We start from the raw sequence: 19,381 nt of genomic DNA on the forward strand, positions 1-19,381 counted from the left end.
CTACATACGAAGGCTCGGGTGACTCCGTTCAACCGCCGAGAATTCGGTCGGAAATTGTGGACCAGCTGTGAAGGCGGGTCGTCAGGTGAATGAGTGGATCGTCGTGGAACGGTACGTCTGCCCAGGTCGGAGCAGCGTCGACGGGTACGACGGCTTGTTCGGAGAGTCCGGGAAGTGCTGGGTCTCCAGGCACAGCGCGTCGCCCTGCCGGTAGCTCCTGCCGGTGGGTCCGACCAGGGTGCCGTCGAGGAAGTTCCCGGAGTAGAACTGCAGACCGGGCTCGGTCGTGGCGATCTTCAGCGTGCGGCCGGACGCCGGGTCCGTGAGCGTGGCGACCCACTCGGGACCGGCCGTCGCGCCCTTGTCGAGTACCCAGTTGTGGTCGAAGCCCTTGGCGTAGAGCAGCTGCCGGTCGGCCTCGCGGAGGTCCGCGCCGACCGTCTTGCCCGTGCGGAAGTCGAAGGGGGTGCCCGCGACCTCGACCGGCTCACCGGTGGGGATCAGACCGGAGTCGACGGGGGTGTAGCGGGAGGCGGCGATGGTCAGTTCGTGGTCGTGGACCGAGCCGCTGCCCTCGCCCGCGAGGTTCCAGTACACATGGCTGGTGAGGTTGACGACGGTGGCCTTGTCCGTGGTGGCCTCGTAGTCGACGCGCCAGGCGCCCCGCCCGGTGAGGGTGTAGGTGACCCGCACATCGAGCGTGCCGGGATAGCCCTGCTCGCCGTCGGCGCTGGTGTGGCTCAGGCGCAGGCCGACGTCCGGGCCGTCGGTGAACGGCTCGACGTCCCAGACGGCCCTGTCGAAGCCGGCGGCCCCGCCGTGCAGACTGTTGTCGCCGTCGTTGACGGAGAGCCGGTACTCCGTGCCGTCCAGTGTGAACCGGCCCGCGCCGATCCGGTTGCCGTACCGGCCGATCAGCGCGCCGAAGTAGGGGGAGCCGGCGACGTAGTCCTCGACGGTGTCGAAGCCCAGTGAGATGTCGGCGTACCGGCCCTCGCGGTCCGGGGTCCGCAGGGACTGCACGATCCCGCCGTACGACAGCACCTTCATGCGTGTGCCGCCGTTCTCCAGCGACCAGCGGTGGATCTCCGTCCCGTCGGCGAGCTTGCCGAAGAGCTCCTTCACCGGGTTCCTGCCTCTCGTGGAAAAGCCGAGAGGTCCCGCGGACCAGCGGCCCGCGGGACCCGACGACCTGCTTGACAACCTGTCTACGAACCGGACTTGCGCTTGTTCCACACGTCGAACCCGACGGCCGCCAGCAGGGCCATGCCCTTGATGACCTGCTGCCAGTCGGAGCCGACGTTGAGGAGGTTCATGCCGTTGTTCAGCACGCCGAGGACGAGACCGCCGATGATCGCGCCGAGGACGGTGCCGACACCGCCGCTCATGGACGCGCCACCGATGAACGCCGAGGCGATGGCCTCCAGTTCGTAGTTCAGACCCGCCTTCGGCCCGGCCGCGTTGAGGCGGGCGGCGATCGCCAGACCCGCCAGGGCCGCGAGCGCGCCCATGTTCAGGAAGACGTAGAAGGTGACCTTCTTGTCCTTGACTCCGGACAGCTTCGCCGCGGGCAGGTTGCCGCCGATCGCGTAGATGTGCCGGCCGAAGACGGAGTTGCGCATGACGTAGCCGTAACCGACCACCAGCAGACCGAGGATGATCAGGATGATCGGCGCACCCTTGTAGCTGGCGAGCAGCAGGGTGATGGTGAGCAGCGCGGCGACGATCGAGACCAGCTTGAGCAGGAAGATGTTGGTCGGCGTGACGTCGAGCGAGAACTCCCGCTGGCGCCTGCGGTCCCGGATCTCCTGGAGGACCACGCAGGTGATCAGGACGAGGCCGAGGAGCAGGGTGAGGTTGTGGTAGTTGGTCTCCGGGCCGGCCGCCGGCAGGAACCCGTTGCCGATCTTCTGCAGGCCCTCGGGGAAGGGGCCGAGGGTCTGGCCCTCCAGCAGGATCTCCGTCACACCGCGGAAGGTCAGCATCCCGGCGAGGGTGACGATGAACGACGGTATCCCGAGATACGCGATGAAGAAGCCCTGCATCGCGCCGGCCAGCGCGCCCACCATCAGGCACAGCACCACGGCGACGGGCCAGGAGACGTCGTGCTGCACGGTCAGTACGGCCGCGAAGGCGCCGACGAACGCGGTCAGCGAGCCGACCGACAGATCGATGTGACCGGCGATGATGACCAGCATCATGCCGATCGCGAGGATCAGGATGTAGCTGTTCTGCAGCACCAGGTTGGAGACGTTGCGCGGCAGCAGCAGGTCGCCGTCGGTCCACACGGCGAACAGCGCCACGATCACGCCGAGGGCGATCAGCATGCCGTACTGCCGCATGTTGCGTCGCAGACCGTCCAGCATCAGCTGGAGCAGGCCTCCGCCCGCCGCGCCCCCGCTCTTGCCGGGCGGCCCGGGGGCCGGGCTCTTGGCGGTCACATCCGTGCTCATCGTGCTACCTCTTTGTCCTTCGTCATCTGACGCATCAGCGACTCCTGCGTGGCCTCGGCACGCGGGAACTCACCTGTCAGCCGCCCCGCGGCCATCGTGTAGATGCGGTCGCACATCCCGAGCAGTTCCGGCAGCTCGGAGGAGATGAAGACGACCGCCTTGCCCTCAGCGGCCAGCTTGTCGATGACCGTGTAGATCTCGTACTTGGCGCCGACGTCGATACCGCGCGTCGGCTCGTCCAGGATCAGCACATCCGGCCCCGCGAAGATCCACTTGCTGAGGACGACCTTCTGCTGGTTGCCGCCGGACAGCTTGCCCACCCGCTCGAAGACGGTCGGCGCCTTGATGTTCATGGACGTGCGGTACCGCTCGGCGACCTGCCGCTCCTCGTGCTCGTCGACCACCCCGTGCTTGGCGACCTTGCCCAGGGCGCTGAGCGAGATGTTCCGGTTGATGGTGTCGATGAGGTTGAGGCCGTAGTGCTTGCGGTCCTCGGTGACGTACGCGATGCCGTGCTTGACCGCCTCCGGGACGGTCTTCGTGCGGATCTCCTTGCCGTCCTTGAGGACCGTGCCGCCGGTGTACCGGCCGTAGGTCCGCCCGAAGACGCTCATCGCGAGCTCGGTGCGGCCGGCGCCCATCAGCCCCGCCACCCCGACGATCTCCCCGCGACGCACGTGGAGCGACACGTCGTCGACGACCTTGCGCTGCTGGTCGATCGGGTGGTGCACGGTCCAGTTGCGGATCTCCAGGGCCGGGGCCGCGCCCGCCTCGGCCTCGTGCGGGGTGCGCTCGGGGAAGCGGTGGTCGAGGTCGCGGCCGACCATGCCGGAGATGATCCGGTCCTCGGTGGTCTCCTCGGCCTTCACGTCGAGGGTCTCGATCGACTCCCCGTCGCGGATGATCGTCACCGAGTCGGCGACCTTGCGGATCTCGTTGAGCTTGTGGGAGATGATGATCGAGGTGATGCCCTGGCTCTTCAACTCCAGGATCAGATCGAGGAGTTTGCCGCTGTCCTCGTCGTTCAGGGCGGCGGTCGGCTCATCCAGGATGAGCAGTTTCACCTTCTTCGACAGCGCCTTCGCGATCTCCACCAGCTGCTGCTTGCCCACGCCGATGTCGGCGACCCGGGTCTCCGGGTGGTCGTTCAGACCGACCCGGCGCAGCAGTTCGGAGGCGTGGCGCAGGGTGTCGTTCCAGTTGATGATCCCGCGCGTGGCGTGCTCGTTGCCGAGGAAGATGTTCTCCGCGAGCGACAGGAACGGCACCAGCGCCAGCTCCTGGTGGATGATGACGATGCCGCGCTGCTCGCTCGCCCGGATGTCCCTGAACGCGCAGACATCTCCCTCGAAGAGGATGTCGCCCTCATAGCTGCCGTGCGGATGGACGCCGGAAAGCACCTTCATCAAGGTCGACTTTCCGGCGCCGTTCTCACCGCAGATGGCGTGGACCTCGCCCTGGCGGACGGTCAGTGAGACGTCCGACAGCGCTTTGACACCAGGAAAGGTCTTGACGATCGAGCGCATTTCCAGGACGGGTCCCGCCATGGTCGTGCCTTCCAATCCGTAAGGGGGGACGCCTACTTGAGCTGGTCGGCCGTGTAGTAGCCGCCCTCGACGAGGATCTTCTCGTAGTTGCTCTTGTCGACGCTGACCGGCTCCAGGAGGTAGGCCGGGACGACCTTCGAGCCGTTGTCGTAGGTCTTGGTGTCGTTGACCTCGGGCTTCTTGTCGTTCAGGGCCGCGTCGACCATGTTCGAGGCGACCTTGGCCAGCTCACGGAGGTCCTTGTAGACGGTCTGCGTCTGCTCGCCCGCCATGATCGACTTCACCGAGGCCAACTCGGCGTCCTGGCCGGTGAGGACCGGCAGCGGCTTGTTCTTGGAGCCGTAGCTGTCCGACTTCAGGGCCGACAGGATACCGATGGAGATGCCGTCGTACGGCGAGAGCACCGCGTCGACCGTCTCGCTCTTGTACGACTTGGTGAGGATGTCGTCCATGCGCCGCTGGGCGGTGGCGCCGTCCCAGCGCAGGGTGGTGACCTGCGTGAGCTCCTCCTGGCCGGACCGGACGACGAGCTTCTTGTCGTCGATGTACGGCTGCAGGACGCTCATCGCGCCGCCGAAGAAGTACTTGGTGTTGTTGTCGTCGTTGGAGCCGGCGAACAGCTCGATGTTGAAGGGGCCCTTGCCTTCCTTCAGACCGAGCTTGTCGACGATGTAGTTGGCCTGGAGCTCGCCGACCTTGGAGTTGTCGAACGAGGCGTAGTAGTCGACGTTCGGGCTGTTGAGGATCAGGCGGTCGTAGGAGATGACCGGGATGTTCGCGTCCTTGGCCTGCTGCAGGACGTTGTCGAGCGACTTGTTGTCGATCGCCGCGATGATCAGTGCCTTGACGCCCTGGGCGATCAGGTTCTCGATCTGCGAGACCTGCTGCTCGGGCTTGTCCTCGCCGTAGACCAGCTGGGTCTTGTAGCCCTTGGCCTCCAGGTCCGCGACGACGTTCTTGCCGTCGGAGATCCAGCGCTCGGAGGACTTGGTCGGCATCGCGATGCCGATGGTGGCGCCCTTGGTGCTGCCCGAGGAGTCCTCCTCGCTGCCGCCCTCGGAGCTCTGACCACAGGCGGACAGGGTCAGGGCGAGGGAGGCGGCGGTGGCTATGGAGGCGAGAGCGGCTCGGCGGTTACGCATGGCATCTTCCTTGATGTACGACGGGACCCGGTCGGGCGAGGATTTGTGTCGGAGTCTGTGTGACTGCGTCGGGTTCTGTGAAGGGTGGTTTCCGGAACGTTATGAGGGAGTTCCGAATCGTTTCAGGGTGCCCGGCAGACGGGAGCCCAGCGGCGCCATGTCGCCGTCCGCTCCGTGGCGCGCGAGCAGGTCCAGGGCGAGCCGGCCGCGCCGGACCCGTTCCTTGGCGGTGGCCAGCGTCAGGTCCCGCATGTGGTGCCCGTAGGGGTAGATCCCCGGGGCCTTCGAGAGGCCGAACTTCAGATAGAGCGGCGCACCGCGCCGGATCAGCTCGGCGACCTCGTACATCCGCACATAGCCGCCGAGGTCGTCGGGGGCCTCGATGTACATGTCCATCGGGGCGCCGGAGACCCGGCGGATCTCGGTGAGGTGGTCGAGTGTCAGGTCGCTCGGCACGTTGATCGAGTCGCCGCCCAGGTTCTCGTACACGGCGTACGCGGTCGGGTTGACCGGACCGATCAGCGCCGACACCTTGAAGGTCGTGCCGGCCGGCAGGATCCCCGCGACACGCGCCCGGTGCAGCGTCCACAGCACGCCCTCGTCGGCCACGAGAAGGCACTTCACACCCAGCTCGGTCGCGCGGACGGCGTCCTCGACGCACCCGGCGACCGCGTCGTGCCCGCGGGCCCGCAGCCCGGCGCCCTTGGAGTCGGTACGGGTGGAGGCGCCGATGTCCCACGTGCCGCGCGGGCCGGTGAACAGGCACAGCTCGATGTCGCGCTCGGCGGTCGCCTCCACCATCTCGGTGATCTCGGCGTCGGTGAGCATCCAGACCCCGCTGCCCTGGCTGATCCGGTGGATCGGCACATCGAGCCGCGAGGCCTCCTTCAGGACCACGGCCAGCGCCTCGGGCCCCTCGACGGAGGGAACCTCGGTGCGCCAGCGGCCACCGCCGGGGAAGGAGTGCGGCGAGGCGTCGGAGGGGTCGAGGGCGGGCGCGTTCAGCCCGAGCGCGGCGAGCGCCTGCTCGCCGGGCCGGCGCGGGGCCGGAGCGGGGGTCTCGGTCACAAGCTGTCCTTCGCATTCGGTGTTTCGGACGAGGTTCGCGGCTCTGGGTACGGCAGGGCTCTTGGGTGTACGCCGGTACGAAGTCGTCAGGTACCCCGCACCGGCGTACGGCTCAGGGGTGGGTCATGGCCGCAGCAGGACCTTTCCGACCGCCGGGTCACCGGACCCCACCAGCTCGATGGCCCGGTGGAACTCCGCCAGCGGCAGCTCGTGTGTGACCAGCGGCAGCGGATCGAGGAGCCCGGCCCCGAAGACCCGCACCGTGTGCGCCCAGGCGTCCGGCGCCGCGCCGAACACGGTGTGCACCTCCAGTTGCCGTACCACGAGATCCGTCGGGTCGAGCCCGTCCGCGCCCGGCGCCGGGATCCCCGTCAGGACCAGCCGGCCGCCGCGCCGCAGCAGGGCGGCGGCGGTGCGCGCCGCGTCCGCGGATCCGGCGGTCTCGATGACGACGTCGAAGTCGTCCGGCAGTTCCTCGTCCTTGGTGCGGAAGTCCGTGCCGCCGAACCGCTTCGACAGCTCCGCCCGGTCCCGGCGGGTGCCCACGACGAGCAGCTCGGCCGGGGACGCCGCCTTCAGGAACTGAACGGCGAACATCCCCAGCGTCCCGGTGCCCACGACGGCGACCCGCTCGCCCGGGACGGCGTTCGCCTTCAGCGCGGCGGCTGCGATGCACGCGGCCGGCTCCAGCAGTGCCGCCGCCGTCAGGTCCGCGTCGTCCGGCAGAACGTGCAGCAGGCGGGCGGGGAGCGTGAGGGTGGTGGCCATGGCGCCGGGCTGGGTGAACCCGGTCTCCTCGTACCCGGCCGTGCACAGCGTGGTCTCGCCCGCGTGACAGCGGTCGCACACCTGGCAGTTGCGGAAGCCCTCGCCAACGACCTTGCGGCCTGCAAGACTTGAAGGAACCCCGTCGCCGACCGCCGCGACCGTCCCGGACCACTCATGGCCCGGGGTGAGGGGGTAACGGACGTACCCCTCCGGCCGGTTGCCCTGGTAGACCTCGCGGTCGCTGCCGCAGATCCCCGAGGCGTGCACCTGGACCAGGGCCTCGCCCGCCTCGGGCTGCCGGGGCTCGTGGGGACGAGCCGGTGCTCGCCCGGAGCCTCGATGACGACGGCGGTGGCCGCGTCGGACGAGGCGGTCACTGGGTCCCCTTCGGCTTGCGCTGCTCCCAGCCCTCGGCCCACAGGTCGAACCGGGCCTGCTGCTGCGGGAACTCCGCCGCCGCGTCCACGTCCAGCTCGACCCCGAGGCCGGGCTTGTCGGAGAGGTGGAAGTAGCCGTCCACGACCTCCGGCGCCCCGGAGACGACCTTCTTGATCTCCGCGTCGGCGAAGTCGTTGAAGTGCTCCAGGATCTTGAAGTTCGGGGAGGTGAACCCGACCTGGAGGGAGGCGGCGGTCAGTACCGGCCCGCCCACGTTGTGCGGCGCGACCAGCACGTAGTGGGTCTCGGCGGTGGCGGCCAGCTTGCGGGTCTCCCAGATGCCGCCGATGTGGCCGACGTCGGGCTGGATGATGTCCACGGCCTGGCTCTCGAAGAGCTCCCGGAACTCGATCCGGTCGTGGATCCGCTCACCCGTGGCCACCGGGATGTCGACCTTGGCGGCGACCTTCTCCAGCGCCTTGAGGTTCTCCGGAGGGCACGGCTCCTCCAGCCACGCGGGCTTGAAGGGCGCCAGGTCCTTGGCCAGCCGCACCGCGGTGGCGGGCGAGAACCGGCCGTGCATCTCCAGCATCAGCTCGGCGTCCGGCCCGATGGCGTCGCGCACGGCCTCGATCAGGGAGACCGCGTAGAGGGACTGCTCGTGGTCCAGCTCGAAGTGGCCGGTGCCGAAGGGGTCGATCTTGAGCGCCTTGTAACCGCGCTCCATGACCCCCTGGGCCGCCTTGTGGTACGCCTCGGGTGTGCGTTCCGTGGTGTACCAGCCGTTGGCGTACGCCTTGACCCTGTCGGTGACCTTGCCGCCGAGCAACTGCCACACGGGGACCCCGAGGGCCTTGCCCTTGATGTCCCAGCACGCCATCTCGATCACGGCGATGCCGGACATCACGATCTCGCCGGCCCGCCCGTAGTCGCCGTACTTCATGCGACGGACGAGATCCTCGACAGCGAACGGATCCGACCCGAGAATGTGATTGGTCTCTGCCTCGCGGAGATAGCCGAGCAGTGCGTCGGTGTGGCCCAGCATGCGGGTCTCGCCGACGCCGGTGAGTCCCTCGTCGGTGTGCACCTGGACGTAGGTCAGGTTTCGCCACGGCGTCCCGACCACGTGCGTGCTGATTCCCGTGATGCGCACGGTACTCCCTGTCCTCTTCGGTCTGTTCGAAATATCGGCACTCGTTCGAAATGCTGGTCGCGACAGTAAGGACGACCCGGTCGGAGTGTCAATGGGTCGAACGCACAACGGTCTCGGAGCGACGGGGTGACGGCGGGGGCGGCGCGCGAGTGATCCGGCCTGTCCTCGCCCCGGCGCCCGGTCCCCGGAGCCCCGGTCCACGGGGTTCCTACACAACTTTCACGGGCCCGCCCGGGAACGTCACCGGTGCGGAACATAATCTTCCGGCGTCATGGATTACTGCCACCCGTGCCAACGGCACCTCAATGGCGCCTTCTCCTGCTCGGGGTGCGGCGCGTCGGCCGATGAGTGCCGGGCCTATGCGGACTCGCTGTCGGGCGGGGGCGACGCGGCCGTGGACGAACACGACGACACCTCCGTCGGCGACACCCGGGAGGACGGCGGACGCCGGTCCCGGTCCCGGGGCCGCGGCCGTGCCCGTGACGCGCGGACCGGCCGGCGCGACCGCAAGGCCGCGGCACACCGGCGTCGGCGCCGACGGGCGCTGATGATCGGGACGGGACTGCTGCTCGCCGCCGGCGGGCTGAGCCTCGCCGAACTCGGTGCGGAGGCGCCGCCGGCGGACCCGCGCGCCACCACCGTGGACGACGACGCCGACGCGTCCCCCTCGGCCTCGGCGACGGGCGCCGCGAAGCCCGACGGGGAGTCCGCGGACCCGGCCGACGCCGAGGAGGCCGACGCGTCGCCCGAGGAGTCGGCGTCGCCCTCGGCCTCGGGGTCCGAGAAGCCCGAGCCCGACGCGGACGAGGGCGGGCCCACGGACCGCTCGGACTCCAGGGCGACGGCGGACCCCGCCCCCTCGGCTCCCGCGCCGACCTCCGGCCCCGGAGACGCCGGCACCCCGACGGCCGGCCCCACCGTGGACCGCCCGACCCCGCGACCGAGCCCCTCGGAGACGTGCACGCGCTTCCTGTGGTGGTGTTCGTAGGGCTCCGGACGCCCTCCCGTGTCACACGTGTCCATGGCTTGCGCGTCGACTCGGCCACGGTCCGGCCGCCCTGCCCCGCGCCTCGCTGCCAGTCGGTGAACCCCCAGGCCAGAGCCCCCGGATCGGAGTCCGCGCCCAGGGGCTCGGCCGTGTCACGGCAGGCCGTCACCGCACCTGGCACCGGACGTCGCGTTATTCAACCGTGACGCCTTCCCTGTTGCAGCCCTCTTGACCGCCGTGAATTGTTAGCGCTCACAATGACCTCCGCGTTCACCAGTCCACGCCCGAGGTCATCCGAGGAGGTACGAGCGCCGTGTCAGCACCGCTCCAACTCGCCTTACCAGCGGTTGCCCTGGGACTTTCCGGAATCCCGGTGTGAGGCCGGCGACGCGGAACCATCCGCCCGCAGCACAGGACTTACCGGCAGGCGATCGCCAAGGAGGTGCGGCCGTGACCCACTCACAGCTCAGGCCGCCCACCATGGCGGACGTGGCACGCCAGGCCGGCGTGTCCCACCAGACCGTGTCCCGCGTCCTGGGGGACCACCCCAATGTGCGTGAGGAGACACGGGCCAGGGTCCAGCGCGCCATCGAGGAGATGGGCTACCGCCGCAACTCCTCCGCGCGCGCCCTGGTGACCCGGCGCACCCGCACCCTGGGTGTGGTCGCCTCCAACACCACGCTCTACGGCCCGGCCAGCACGTTGTTCGCGCTGGAGGAGGCGGCACGGGCCGAGGGGTATCTCGTCTCCACGGTCAGTCTGCGCAGGCTGACCGTCGAGACGCTGTCCGAGGCCCTGGACCACCTCAGCGAGGGCGGTGTGGAGGGGGTGATCGCCATCGCTCCGCAGCGGTCGGCGGTCAAGGCCCTCGCCGAACTCCGCCAGCCCTTCCCGGTGGTGGCCGTGGGCACAGGCTCCGGCGCGGAGGTCCCCAGCGCCAACGTGGACCAGCGACTGGGCGCACGGCTGGCCACCGGCCATCTGCTGGCCGCCGGCCACCGTACGGTCTGGCATCTCGCCGGACCCGAGGACTGGCAGGAGGCGGCGGACCGTGCGGACGGCTGGCGGGCGACCCTGGAAGAGGCGGGCGTCGAACCGCCGCTGCCGCTGAGGGGTGACTGGAGTCCGTTGTCGGGCTACCGTGCGGGTCAGGAACTGGCCGGCTGGGTGGGCCGCGGCCTGACAGCCGTCTTCGTGGCCAACGACCAGATGGCACTGGGGGTGCTGCGCGCGCTGCGGGAGGCGGGCGTACGCACTCCCCAGGACGTCGCGGTGGTCGGCTTCGACGACATCCCGGAGTCGGAGTTCTTCGCCCCGCCGCTCACCACGGTCCGGCAGGACTTCTCCACGGTGGGCAAGCGGAGCATCGCCCTGCTGCTCGACCTCATCGAGGGCCGGACCCCCTCCGGGACGTCCACCGTCGCCATCGAACCCCAGCTCGTCGTCCGCGCCAGTACCTTCCCGTACCACCCTCAACCGGGGACCCCTCCCGGTTGACGCGGCACCACCCCACGTTCTCCCTCCCTCAACGTGGCCGACATATCGAACAATGATCGACAGGTTGGACGTAGTGCGGCCGGCCCATCGAGTACAAACGGTCCATCCCCGGGCCGGCTCTTCAAAGGAGAAAAATATGCTCAACAGACGGAACTTCCTCACCGCGGCGGTCGGCGTCGCGGCAGCGACCGGTCTGACGGCCTGCGCCAAGGACGACGGCAGCACGTCCAGCTCCTCCTCCTCTTCCGACGGCGGTGGCGGCAAGATCACCCTCGGCTTCTCCCAGGTCGGCTCGGAGAGCGGCTGGCGCTCCGCCAACACCGACTCGGTGAAGTCGGCGGCCAAGGAGGCGGGTTACACCCTCAAGTTCTCCGACGCCCAGCAGAAGCAGGAGAACCAGATCTCCGCGATCCGCAGCTACATCGCGCAGAAGGTGGACGTCATAGCCTTCTCGCCGGTGGTCGTCACCGGCTGGGACGCGATCCTCAAGGAGGCCAAGGCCGCGAAGATCCCCGTCGTCCTGACCGACCGGTCCGTCGAGAGCGACGAGTCCCTGTTCGTCACCCTGGTCGGCTCCGACTTCACCGACGAGGGCCGACGCGCCGCCAAGATCCTGGAGAAGGTCCTGGACAAGGCCGGCCACAAGGGCAAGGTGAAGATCGCCCAGCTGGAGGGCACCACCGGTGCCGCCCCCGCGATCGAGCGCGCCAAGGGCTTCAAGGAGGTCATGGACGCGGAGCACAAGGACGACTGGGAGATCGTCGTCAGCCAGACCGGTGACTTCACCCGCGCCGGCGGCAAGCAGGTCATGGCGGCCTTCCTGCAGTCCAACCCGGACATCAACGTCCTCTACGCGCACAACGACGACATGGGCCTCGGCGCCATCCAGGCCATCGAGGCGGCCGGCAAGAAGCCCGGCAAGGACATCCTGATCGTCACGGTCGACGGTGTGAAGGACGGCTTCATCGCCATGTCCGAGGGCAAGATCAACGCGATCGTCGAGTGCAACCCGCTGCTCGGCCCCCAGCTGATGGAGGTCGTGCAGAAGGTCAAGGACGGCGAGAAGGTCGAGCGCTGGATCAAGACCGAGGAGAGCGACTTCATGCAGGACCAGGCCAAGGACGCCCTCCCGACCCGCAAGTACTGACCCACCGGCAGGGAGCCTCCGGCCGGCCGAGATCTCGGTCGGCCGGGCCCCTGCGGGCCTGCAGCGATTCGACTCCATGAGGAGCGCTGCCGTGACTCCGCCCCGTGTGAGGGCTTCCCACCCGAAGGTTGCGGTCCCAGCCCGAACCGACCCCTTTTGGGGCGGAACGAACACAACACAGCCCAGGTAAGTGAATTTCCCCCACCGGACGAAGCCGGTGGTCCTCGCTAGGAGACTTATGGCAGAGCCGCGGCCCGTCCTGGAGATGACGGGCATAGTCAAAGAGTTTCCGGGGGTACGGGCTCTGTCGGGCGTCGACTTCCGGCTCTTCCCCGGCGAAATACACGCTCTGATGGGCGAGAACGGTGCCGGGAAGTCCACCCTGATCAAGGTGCTGACCGGGGTCCACTCCCTGGACGGCGGCACGATCACCCTCGACGGTGAGTCCGTGCGCATCGCCAGCCCGCTGCAGGCGCAGCAGGCCGGAATCAACACGGTCTACCAGGAGGTCAACCTCTGCCCCAACCTGTCGGTGGCGGAGAACATCTTCATCGGCCGTGAACCCACCCGCTTCGGCCGCATCCAGTGGAAGCGGCTGCGCAAGGAGGCCGCGGAGCTGGTCGACCGGCTCGGCCTCGACATCGACGTGACGGCGCCCCTGTCCTCGTACCCGCTGGCCGTACAGCAACTGGTCGCGATCGTACGGTCGGTCAGCAGCGGCGACGGCGAGGGAGCGGGCACCAAGGTGCTGGTCCTGGACGAGCCCACGTCCAGCCTCGACCGCGACGAGGTCCTCGAACTCTTCCGTCTGATGCGGCGGTTGAAGGACGAGGGGGTGGCGATCCTGTTCGTCTCCCACTTCCTCGACCAGATCTACGAGATCTGCGACCGGATGACCGTCCTGCGCAACGGCACCCTCGTCGGCGAGCACCTGGTCAGCGAACTCGACCAGGTCGGACTGATCCAGCTGATGATCGGCAAGGACCTGGACCAGCTGGACGAGCTCCACGAGCACCAGCTGCGCGCCGACGTCGGCGACACCCTGCTCCACGCCGACGGCCTCGGCCGTACGGGCGGCGTCGCCCCCTTCGACCTGGAGATCAAGAAGGGCGAGGTCGTGGGCCTCGCCGGCCTGCTCGGCTCGGGCCGCACCGAACTCGCCCGGCTGCTCTTCGGCGCCGACCAGCCCGACAGCGGCAAGGTCACCGTGGGCGGCAGGCAGATCCCGATGAACGCCCCGAACGACGCCATCGGCGCCGGAGTCGCCTTCTGCTCGGAGAACCGCAAGACCGAGGGCCTGGTCCCCGACCTGACGGTGCGTGAGAACATCATCCTCGCCCTCCAGGCGGCCCGCGGCTGGGTCCGGCCCATCCCGGCCGCGCAGCGCGACGAACTCGTCGCCAAGTACATCAAGGCACTCGACATCCGGCCCGCCAACCCCGAGGCCCGCGTCGGCCAGCTCAGCGGTGGCAACCAGCAGAAGGTGCTGCTCGCCCGCTGGCTGATCACCCAGCCGAAGCTGCTGATCCTCGACGAGCCCACGCGCGGCATCGATATCGGCGCCAAGGCCGAGATCCAGAAGCTCGTGGTGTCCCTCTCCGAGGACGGCATGTCCGTGCTCTACATCGCGGCCGAGCTGGAGGAGGTACTCCGCCTCAGCCACACCATCGGCGTGCTGCGCGACCGCAAGCTGGTGGCGCGGCTCACCAACGGGCCGGAGATCACCACCAGCAAGATCCTGGAGACCATCGCGAGCGGAGAACACCAGTGAGCACCCCATCCGTGGCCACGACCTCCCGCTGGCGAGAGCTGACGCGCCATCACCTGTTCTGGCCGGTCGCGGTCCTGGTGGCCCTGCTGCTCGTCAACGTCCCCTTCACCCCCGACTTCTTCTCGATCCGGATGACGGACGGCCACCTCTACGGCAGCCTCGTCTCGATCGTGCTGTTCGGCTCGCCGCTGATCCTGGTGGCGGTCGGCATGACCCTGGTCATCGCCACCGGCGGCATCGACCTCTCCGTCGGCGCGGTCGTCGCCATCACCGGCGCCCTGACCTGTTCGTACATCAGTGACCAGGCCGACCAGAACGCCCTGTCCGCGGTCTTCCTGGCCATGGGCATAGGACTGGTCGCCGCGGTCGTCTGCGGCCTGTGGAACGGCTTCCTGGTCGCCCGGATGGGCATCCAGCCGATCATCGCGACCCTCATCATCATGGTCGCCGGCCGCGGTGTCGCCCAGCTGATCAGCGACGGCCAGATCATCACGATCAACAGCGAGCCGTACAAGCTGATCGGCGGCGGCTACTGGCTGACGCTGCCGTTCTCCATCTTCGTGGTCGCCGCGGTCGTCGCCGTCACCGTGGCCCTGACCCGCAAGACCGCGCTCGGCCTGCTCGTCGAGTCGGTCGGCGGCAACGCCGAGGCCAGCCGTCTGGTCGGCATCAGGTCCCGCCGCATCAAGATCATGGTGTACGTGTTCTGCGCGCTGTGCGCCGGCATCGCGGGCCTGATGATCAGCTCCAACACCTCGGCTGCGGACGGCAACAACGCCGGCCTGTGGATCGAGCTCGACGCGATCCTCGCCGTGGTGATCGGCGGCACCTCGCTGCTGGGCGGCCGGTTCTCCATCGGCGGCACGGTGGTCGGCGCCCTCGTCATCCAGACCCTGACCACCACGATCTACACCATCGGCGTGCCGACCCAGACCAACCTGGTCTTCAAGGCCGTCGTCGTCATCGTCGTCTGCCTGCTGCAGTCCCCGAAGTTCCGCGCGAAGGTCTTCGGCGCCAGGTCCGGCTCCAAGCCCGGTGCGACCGGCGGCGGCACGCCGTCCGCGACCCCGGCGAAGACCGCCACGACGCCCGCCGAGGCAGCCCCCAAGATGGAGGTGTCGTGATGACCGCGACCACCAAGACCCCGACGGCCCAGGACAGCCGTACGACATCGACCTCGACGCCGGTGTCCACGGCGGCGCGGCTGCTCGGCGACCGGCGGCTGCCCGTCCTGGTGACCGCCGCGCTCTTCCTCGCCATGTACATCGGGGGCCTGAGCCGCTATCAGAACTACGGCTTCGGCGAACCGCAGGTCTTCCTGAACCTCTTCATCGACAACGGCTACCTGGTGGTCGCCGCCGTGGGCGCCACCTTCGTCATCCTCTCCGGCGGCATCGACCTCTCCGTCGGCTCGGTCATCGGCTTCACCACCATGTTCACGGCGTGGCTGGTGGAGCGTCAGGGCCTGCCCATCCTGCTCGTCATCCCCATCGCACTGGGAGTGGGCGCGTTCGGCGGCTTCCTGATGGGCTATGTGATCCACAACTTCGAGATCCAGCCCTTCATCGTGACGCTGGCCGGTCTCTTCCTCTTCCGGGGCCTGTGCCTGGTCATCAGCAAGGAGTCCATCGCCATCGGCGACTCCACGGTGAGCAGTCTGGCGCAGGCGCAGGCGTCGCTCGGGTTCGGCTTCCTGTCGATCGGCGCCATCATCGCGCTGGTCGTCCTGGCCACCGCCTTCTTCGTGTTGCACTACAGCCGCTTCGGCCGCCGGGTCTACGCCATCGGCGGCAACGAGCAGTCGGCCATGCTGATGGGCCTGCCCCAGGGCGGCACCAAGATCGCCGTCTACACGGTGAGCGGCTTCTGTTCGGCCCTGGCCGGTCTGCTCTTCACCCTGTACATCCAGTCCGGCGACCCCCTCCACGCCACCGGCATGGAGCTGGAGGCGATCGCCGCGGTGGTCATCGGCGGCACCCTGCTCACGGGCGGTTCCGGCTACGTCCTGGGCACCCTGTTCGGCGTCCTCGTCCTCGGCCTCATCAAGAGCATCATCCAGTTCGAGGGCACCCTCAGCTCCTGGTGGACGAAGATCGCCACGGGTGTGCTGCTGTGCGCGTTCATCCTGATCCAGCGGGCGATGACGGCACGCAGACAGACCTGACCGGCAGGAAGACCCCGCCGACCTCCGAGTGACCCGGGCGGTCCGCCACGCGACACACGCGTGACGGACCGCCCGGTCGTTCGCCGCTCCCCGGACGGGACACAAGAGCCGGGGAGCGGCCGAGCGCGGAGCGAGGAGACCGGCGCCGGGTCCCGCCCAGTGTGCGGATCGCCCGGCGCGCTACGCCTCCAGCATCCGCCGCAGAAGATCCCGCAACGACTCCCGTTCGGCCGTGCTCAGCGCCGCCAGGGGCTCGCGGGCGAAGTGCAGGGAGTCCCGCAGGCCGCGGGCCACCCGGCGCCCCTGAGCCGTCGCGGCGGCCAGCTTCACCCGGCGGTCGTTGGGGTCGGGGCGGCGCTCCACCAGGCCCCGGGCCTCCAGCCGGTCGACGATGCCCGTCACGTTCGACGGCTCGCAGCGGAGTTTCCGGGCGAGCTGACGCATGGGCAGCGGTTCCAGGGAAAGGAGGCCGAGGAGGCGGGCCTGGGCGCCGGTGAGGGCGTGTTCGGCGGCGGCTTCCTCGTACTCCTCGTGGTAGCGGGCCACCACCGTGCCGATGAGTTCGACGACCTCCATGGTCAGCGGGTCGACGCGGGGGGTCGGCTTCTGCGTGGGCATGGATCCAGGCTACCTCTTTACTTGACAATATGAAATATTCAAGCGCATGGTTGTTTCAGGTGATGAAGTAACCGGCCGGTGTGCGCGGCGGGCAGCGCCGTGCATGCGGTACGGGGCGATCGGCGCGTATGTATCACGCCACATGCGTGCGTCGGTGGCCGGTCACCGGTAACACGACAGGCAGAACAACCCGAACCACCCGCGAGTCTCAGGAAGGCCCCCATGCCCGACATCACCGCCCTCCCCGCCACCAGCCGCGAATGGCACCTGCTGAGCCGTCCCGTCGGCTGGCCCAAGGACGAGGACTTCGCGCTGGTCGAGGCGGAGATCCGGCAGCCCGGCCCGGGTGAGGTCCTCGTACGGAACACGTACCTCTCCGTGGACCCGTACATGCGGGGCCGCATGAGCGACGCGAAGTCGTACGTCGCCCCCTTCGAGCTGGGCAAGGCCATGCAGGGCGGTGCCGTGGGCGAGGTCGTCGCCTCCGAGGCCGAGGGCGTCGCCGTCGGCGACCACGTGCTGCACTTCGGCGGCTGGCGCGAGTACGCCACGATCGACGCCAAGCAGGCCGTGAAGGTCGACCCGGACGCCGCGCCCCTCTCCACCTATCTCGGCGTCCTCGGCATGACGGGCCTGACCGCCTACGCGGGCCTGCTGCGCGTCGGTGCCTTCAAGGAGGGCGACGCGGTGTTCGTCTCCGGTGCCGCCGGTGCCGTCGGCAGCCAGGTCGGCCAGGTCGCCAAGCTCAAGGGCGCCTCCCGGGTCATCGGCTCCGCCGGCTCCGACGAGAAGGTCAAGCTTCTCGTCGAGGAGTACGGCTTCGACGCCGCCTTCAACTACAAGAACGGTCCCGTCTGGGAGCAGCTCAAGCAAGCCGCCCCGGACGGCATCGACCTCTACTTCGACAACGTCGGCGGCGAGCACCTGGAGGCCGCGATCGGCGCGCTCAACCTGCGCGGCCGGGCCGTGATCTGCGGAATGATCTCCCAGTACAACGCGACCGAGCCGGCTCCGGGCCCGCGCAACATGGTCAAGATCCTGCAGAACCGGCTCCGCGTCGAGGGCGTTCTCGTCGGCGACCACTACGACCTCCAGCCCCAGTTCGTCCAGGAGGTCGGCCCCTGGGTCGCCTCGGGCGCGCTCAAGTACCGCGAGACCGTCGTCGAGGGCATCGAGAACAACCTGGAGGCCTTCCTCGGCGTCCTGCGCGGCGACAACACCGGCAAGATGATCGTCAAGGTCTGAGCCCGCCGCCGCGCTCGTCTCCGGGCTCGCCACCGTGACGGACGCCCGCTCACGTTCGTTGCACACGGCGGAGTCCGCACCCCTGGACGTGGGGTGCGGACTCCGCCGTGTGTGCGGGAGGAGGTGTGCGCTCTCAGGCCGCCAGCGCCGCCGAGTGGACCGCACGCACCAGACCCGTGTTCTCCGGTGCCGACCCGCCCGGGTAGGCCATGCGGCGGCGGGTGTAGCCGTAGGCGAGTCCGCTGCGGGGGTCGGCGAAGGCCTGGGAGCCGCCGGCGCCGCTGTGGCCGAAGGCGCCGGCGCCGAGGAACGGGTACAGGATCTCGGCGGTGGCCTGGAAGCCGAGCCCGAAGGCCTTGGGGGCACGGGCGACGAGATCGTGGCCGAAGGAGTGGATCTGGCCGATCTCGGCGATGGTGTCGGGCTTGAGCAGCGGCGGCCGGCCGTCCACCGTGCTGATGGCCGCCGCGTACATCCCGGCGAGCCCGCGCGCGGAGGCGATACCGCCCGCCGACGACTGCCCGCTCGCGCGCACGATCCGGGCGTTGGGGAAGTCCGTCAGCTCTCCCGGCTCCGGCACCTGGTTGTTGAACGCGATCGACGCCAGCGTGTGCGGGCCGTGCGGCACGGCGTCCAGCTCGGCCTGCTGCGCGGGCGTCGGCAGCATCGGCAGTACGGTCCGGAAGCGTGGCTCGTGCTCGGCCGGCAGCCCCAGGAAGAGGTCGAGCCCGTGCGGGGCGCGGACCCGCTTCTCGTACACCTCCTGGAGCGTGCGGCCCGTCGCCCGCCGGACGACCTCTCCGGTGAGCGCCCCGATGACGAGCGCGTGGTAGCCGAAGGCACTGCCCGGACGCCAGAACGGCCGCTGCGTGGCGAGGCGTTCGGCGATGAAGCGGTCGTCCGCCAGTTCCTCCAGGGTGAACCCGGCGTCGGTGCCCACGAGCCCCGCCCGGTGCGCGAGCAGGTCCCGCAGAGTCACCGAACCCTTGCCCTCGGCCGCGAACTCCGGCCAGTAATGGGCTACTTCACGGTCCAGTTCCAGCACGCCGTCCTGGACGAGGAGCGCGACGACGAGATGGGCGGCGCCCTTGGTGGAGGAGAACACGCCGTGCAGCGTGTCGCCGCCCGTCTGCGCGTCCGACTCCGGGCCCGCCCACAGGTCGACGACCCGCCGCCCATGCACATACGCGGTCAACTGCCCCTCGTAGTCGGACCGTTCGGCGGCCACGAACGCGGCGAACCCCTCGCGCACCGCCTCGAAGCCGTCAGCGACCGTGCCGTGGACGGTGGCCCCTTGTCTCCGCTGTGTCATCGCGCTCCCGTCTGAATCGGCCGATGGGTCGTAACATCGTGAGCAACGCCAGGCCCACCTGCGGGAATTCCCCCGGTCGGGCGGTCGCGGAGGAGGGGTTCCGTGCCGTCTTGGCCGACCAGCCCGTGGG

Annotated in this window: 15 protein-coding genes and 1 pseudogene; 7 read left to right on the forward strand and 9 right to left on the reverse strand. The window is 69.2% G+C overall.

What is annotated here, in order from left to right:
• Nucleotides 1-81: 81 nt before the first annotated feature.
• The 7 genes and pseudogenes from WBG99_RS25060 to WBG99_RS25090 form a co-directional block, all read right to left on the reverse strand.
• Nucleotides 82-1,125 (reverse strand): aldose epimerase family protein, encoded by a 1,044-nt coding sequence (locus WBG99_RS25060; protein ID WP_338898451.1) that lies wholly within the window; start codon nucleotides 1,123-1,125, stop codon nucleotides 82-84.
• Between the two features lie 83 nt (nucleotides 1,126-1,208).
• Nucleotides 1,209-2,453, reverse strand: coding sequence for a multiple monosaccharide ABC transporter permease (gene mmsB, locus WBG99_RS25065; protein WP_338898452.1), 1,245 nt, complete (start codon nucleotides 2,451-2,453; stop codon nucleotides 1,209-1,211).
• Nucleotides 2,450-4,000, reverse strand: a complete 1,551-nt coding sequence (gene mmsA / locus WBG99_RS25070; protein ID WP_338898453.1) for a multiple monosaccharide ABC transporter ATP-binding protein — start codon at nucleotides 3,998-4,000, stop codon at nucleotides 2,450-2,452. The genes mmsB and mmsA overlap by 4 nt, the downstream gene beginning before the upstream one ends.
• A gap of 32 nt (nucleotides 4,001-4,032) precedes the next feature.
• Nucleotides 4,033-5,142, reverse strand: a complete 1,110-nt coding sequence (chvE, locus tag WBG99_RS25075; protein WP_338898454.1) for a multiple monosaccharide ABC transporter substrate-binding protein — start codon at nucleotides 5,140-5,142, stop codon at nucleotides 4,033-4,035.
• Nucleotides 5,143-5,241: 99 nt separating this feature from the next.
• Nucleotides 5,242-6,210, reverse strand: coding sequence for a hypothetical protein (locus WBG99_RS25080; protein WP_338898455.1), 969 nt, complete (start codon nucleotides 6,208-6,210; stop codon nucleotides 5,242-5,244).
• A 123-nt stretch (nucleotides 6,211-6,333) separates the two neighbouring features.
• Nucleotides 6,334-7,355 (reverse strand): annotated as a pseudogene (locus WBG99_RS25085) (alcohol dehydrogenase catalytic domain-containing protein).
• Complete coding sequence (locus WBG99_RS25090; protein ID WP_338898456.1) at nucleotides 7,352-8,509, reverse strand: mandelate racemase/muconate lactonizing enzyme family protein; 1,158 nt, start codon at nucleotides 8,507-8,509, stop codon at nucleotides 7,352-7,354. Before WBG99_RS25090 ends, WBG99_RS25085 begins: the two are co-directional and overlap by 4 nt.
• Before the next feature lie 394 nt (nucleotides 8,510-8,903).
• On the opposite strand from WBG99_RS25090, the gene WBG99_RS25095 reads away from it, so the two are divergent.
• The 6 genes from WBG99_RS25095 to yjfF all read left to right on the forward strand — a co-directional run bounded on the left by WBG99_RS25095 (nucleotide 8,904) and on the right by yjfF (nucleotide 16,076).
• On the forward strand, nucleotides 8,904-9,497 hold the full coding sequence (locus WBG99_RS25095) for a hypothetical protein (protein WP_338898457.1): 594 nt from the start codon (nucleotides 8,904-8,906) through the stop codon (nucleotides 9,495-9,497).
• Nucleotides 9,498-9,947: 450 nt separating this feature from the next.
• Entirely contained in the window at nucleotides 9,948-10,994 is a 1,047-nt protein-coding gene (locus WBG99_RS25100) for a LacI family DNA-binding transcriptional regulator (protein WP_338898458.1), read from the forward strand.
• A 136-nt stretch (nucleotides 10,995-11,130) separates the two neighbouring features.
• Nucleotides 11,131-12,141 (forward strand): ABC transporter substrate-binding protein, encoded by a 1,011-nt coding sequence (locus WBG99_RS25105; protein WP_338898459.1) that lies wholly within the window; start codon nucleotides 11,131-11,133, stop codon nucleotides 12,139-12,141.
• A gap of 238 nt (nucleotides 12,142-12,379) precedes the next feature.
• Nucleotides 12,380-13,912, forward strand: coding sequence for a sugar ABC transporter ATP-binding protein (locus WBG99_RS25110; RefSeq protein ID WP_338898460.1), 1,533 nt, complete (start codon nucleotides 12,380-12,382; stop codon nucleotides 13,910-13,912).
• Nucleotides 13,913-13,923: 11 nt separating this feature from the next.
• The gene (locus WBG99_RS25115; protein WP_338900488.1) at nucleotides 13,924-15,036 is read left to right on the forward strand and encodes an ABC transporter permease; all 1,113 of its coding nucleotides are present in this window, start codon (nucleotides 13,924-13,926) and stop codon (nucleotides 15,034-15,036) included.
• Nucleotides 15,036-16,076: a galactofuranose ABC transporter, permease protein YjfF gene (gene yjfF / locus WBG99_RS25120; protein ID WP_338898461.1), complete on the forward strand. Its 1,041-nt coding sequence runs from the start codon at nucleotides 15,036-15,038 to the stop codon at nucleotides 16,074-16,076. The genes WBG99_RS25115 and yjfF overlap by 1 nt, the downstream gene beginning before the upstream one ends.
• Nucleotides 16,077-16,256: 180 nt before the next feature.
• Here yjfF and WBG99_RS25125 read toward each other — a convergent pair whose 3' ends face one another.
• Complete coding sequence (locus tag WBG99_RS25125; RefSeq protein ID WP_338898462.1) at nucleotides 16,257-16,694, reverse strand: MarR family transcriptional regulator; 438 nt, start codon at nucleotides 16,692-16,694, stop codon at nucleotides 16,257-16,259.
• Between the two features lie 222 nt (nucleotides 16,695-16,916).
• Here WBG99_RS25125 and WBG99_RS25130 point away from each other — a divergent pair, with 222 nt between their 5' ends.
• On the forward strand, nucleotides 16,917-17,939 hold the full coding sequence (locus WBG99_RS25130; RefSeq protein ID WP_338898463.1) for an NADP-dependent oxidoreductase: 1,023 nt from the start codon (nucleotides 16,917-16,919) through the stop codon (nucleotides 17,937-17,939).
• A 133-nt stretch (nucleotides 17,940-18,072) separates the two neighbouring features.
• Here WBG99_RS25130 and WBG99_RS25135 read toward each other — a convergent pair whose 3' ends face one another.
• A complete protein-coding gene (locus WBG99_RS25135; RefSeq protein ID WP_338898464.1) occupies nucleotides 18,073-19,251 on the reverse strand; it encodes a serine hydrolase domain-containing protein in 1,179 nt (392 codons plus the stop codon).
• Nucleotides 19,252-19,381: the final 130 nt, after the last annotated feature.

The sequence above is a fragment of the Streptomyces sp. TG1A-60 genome, from assembly GCF_037201975.1.
Classification (GTDB): domain Bacteria; phylum Actinomycetota; class Actinomycetes; order Streptomycetales; family Streptomycetaceae; genus Streptomyces.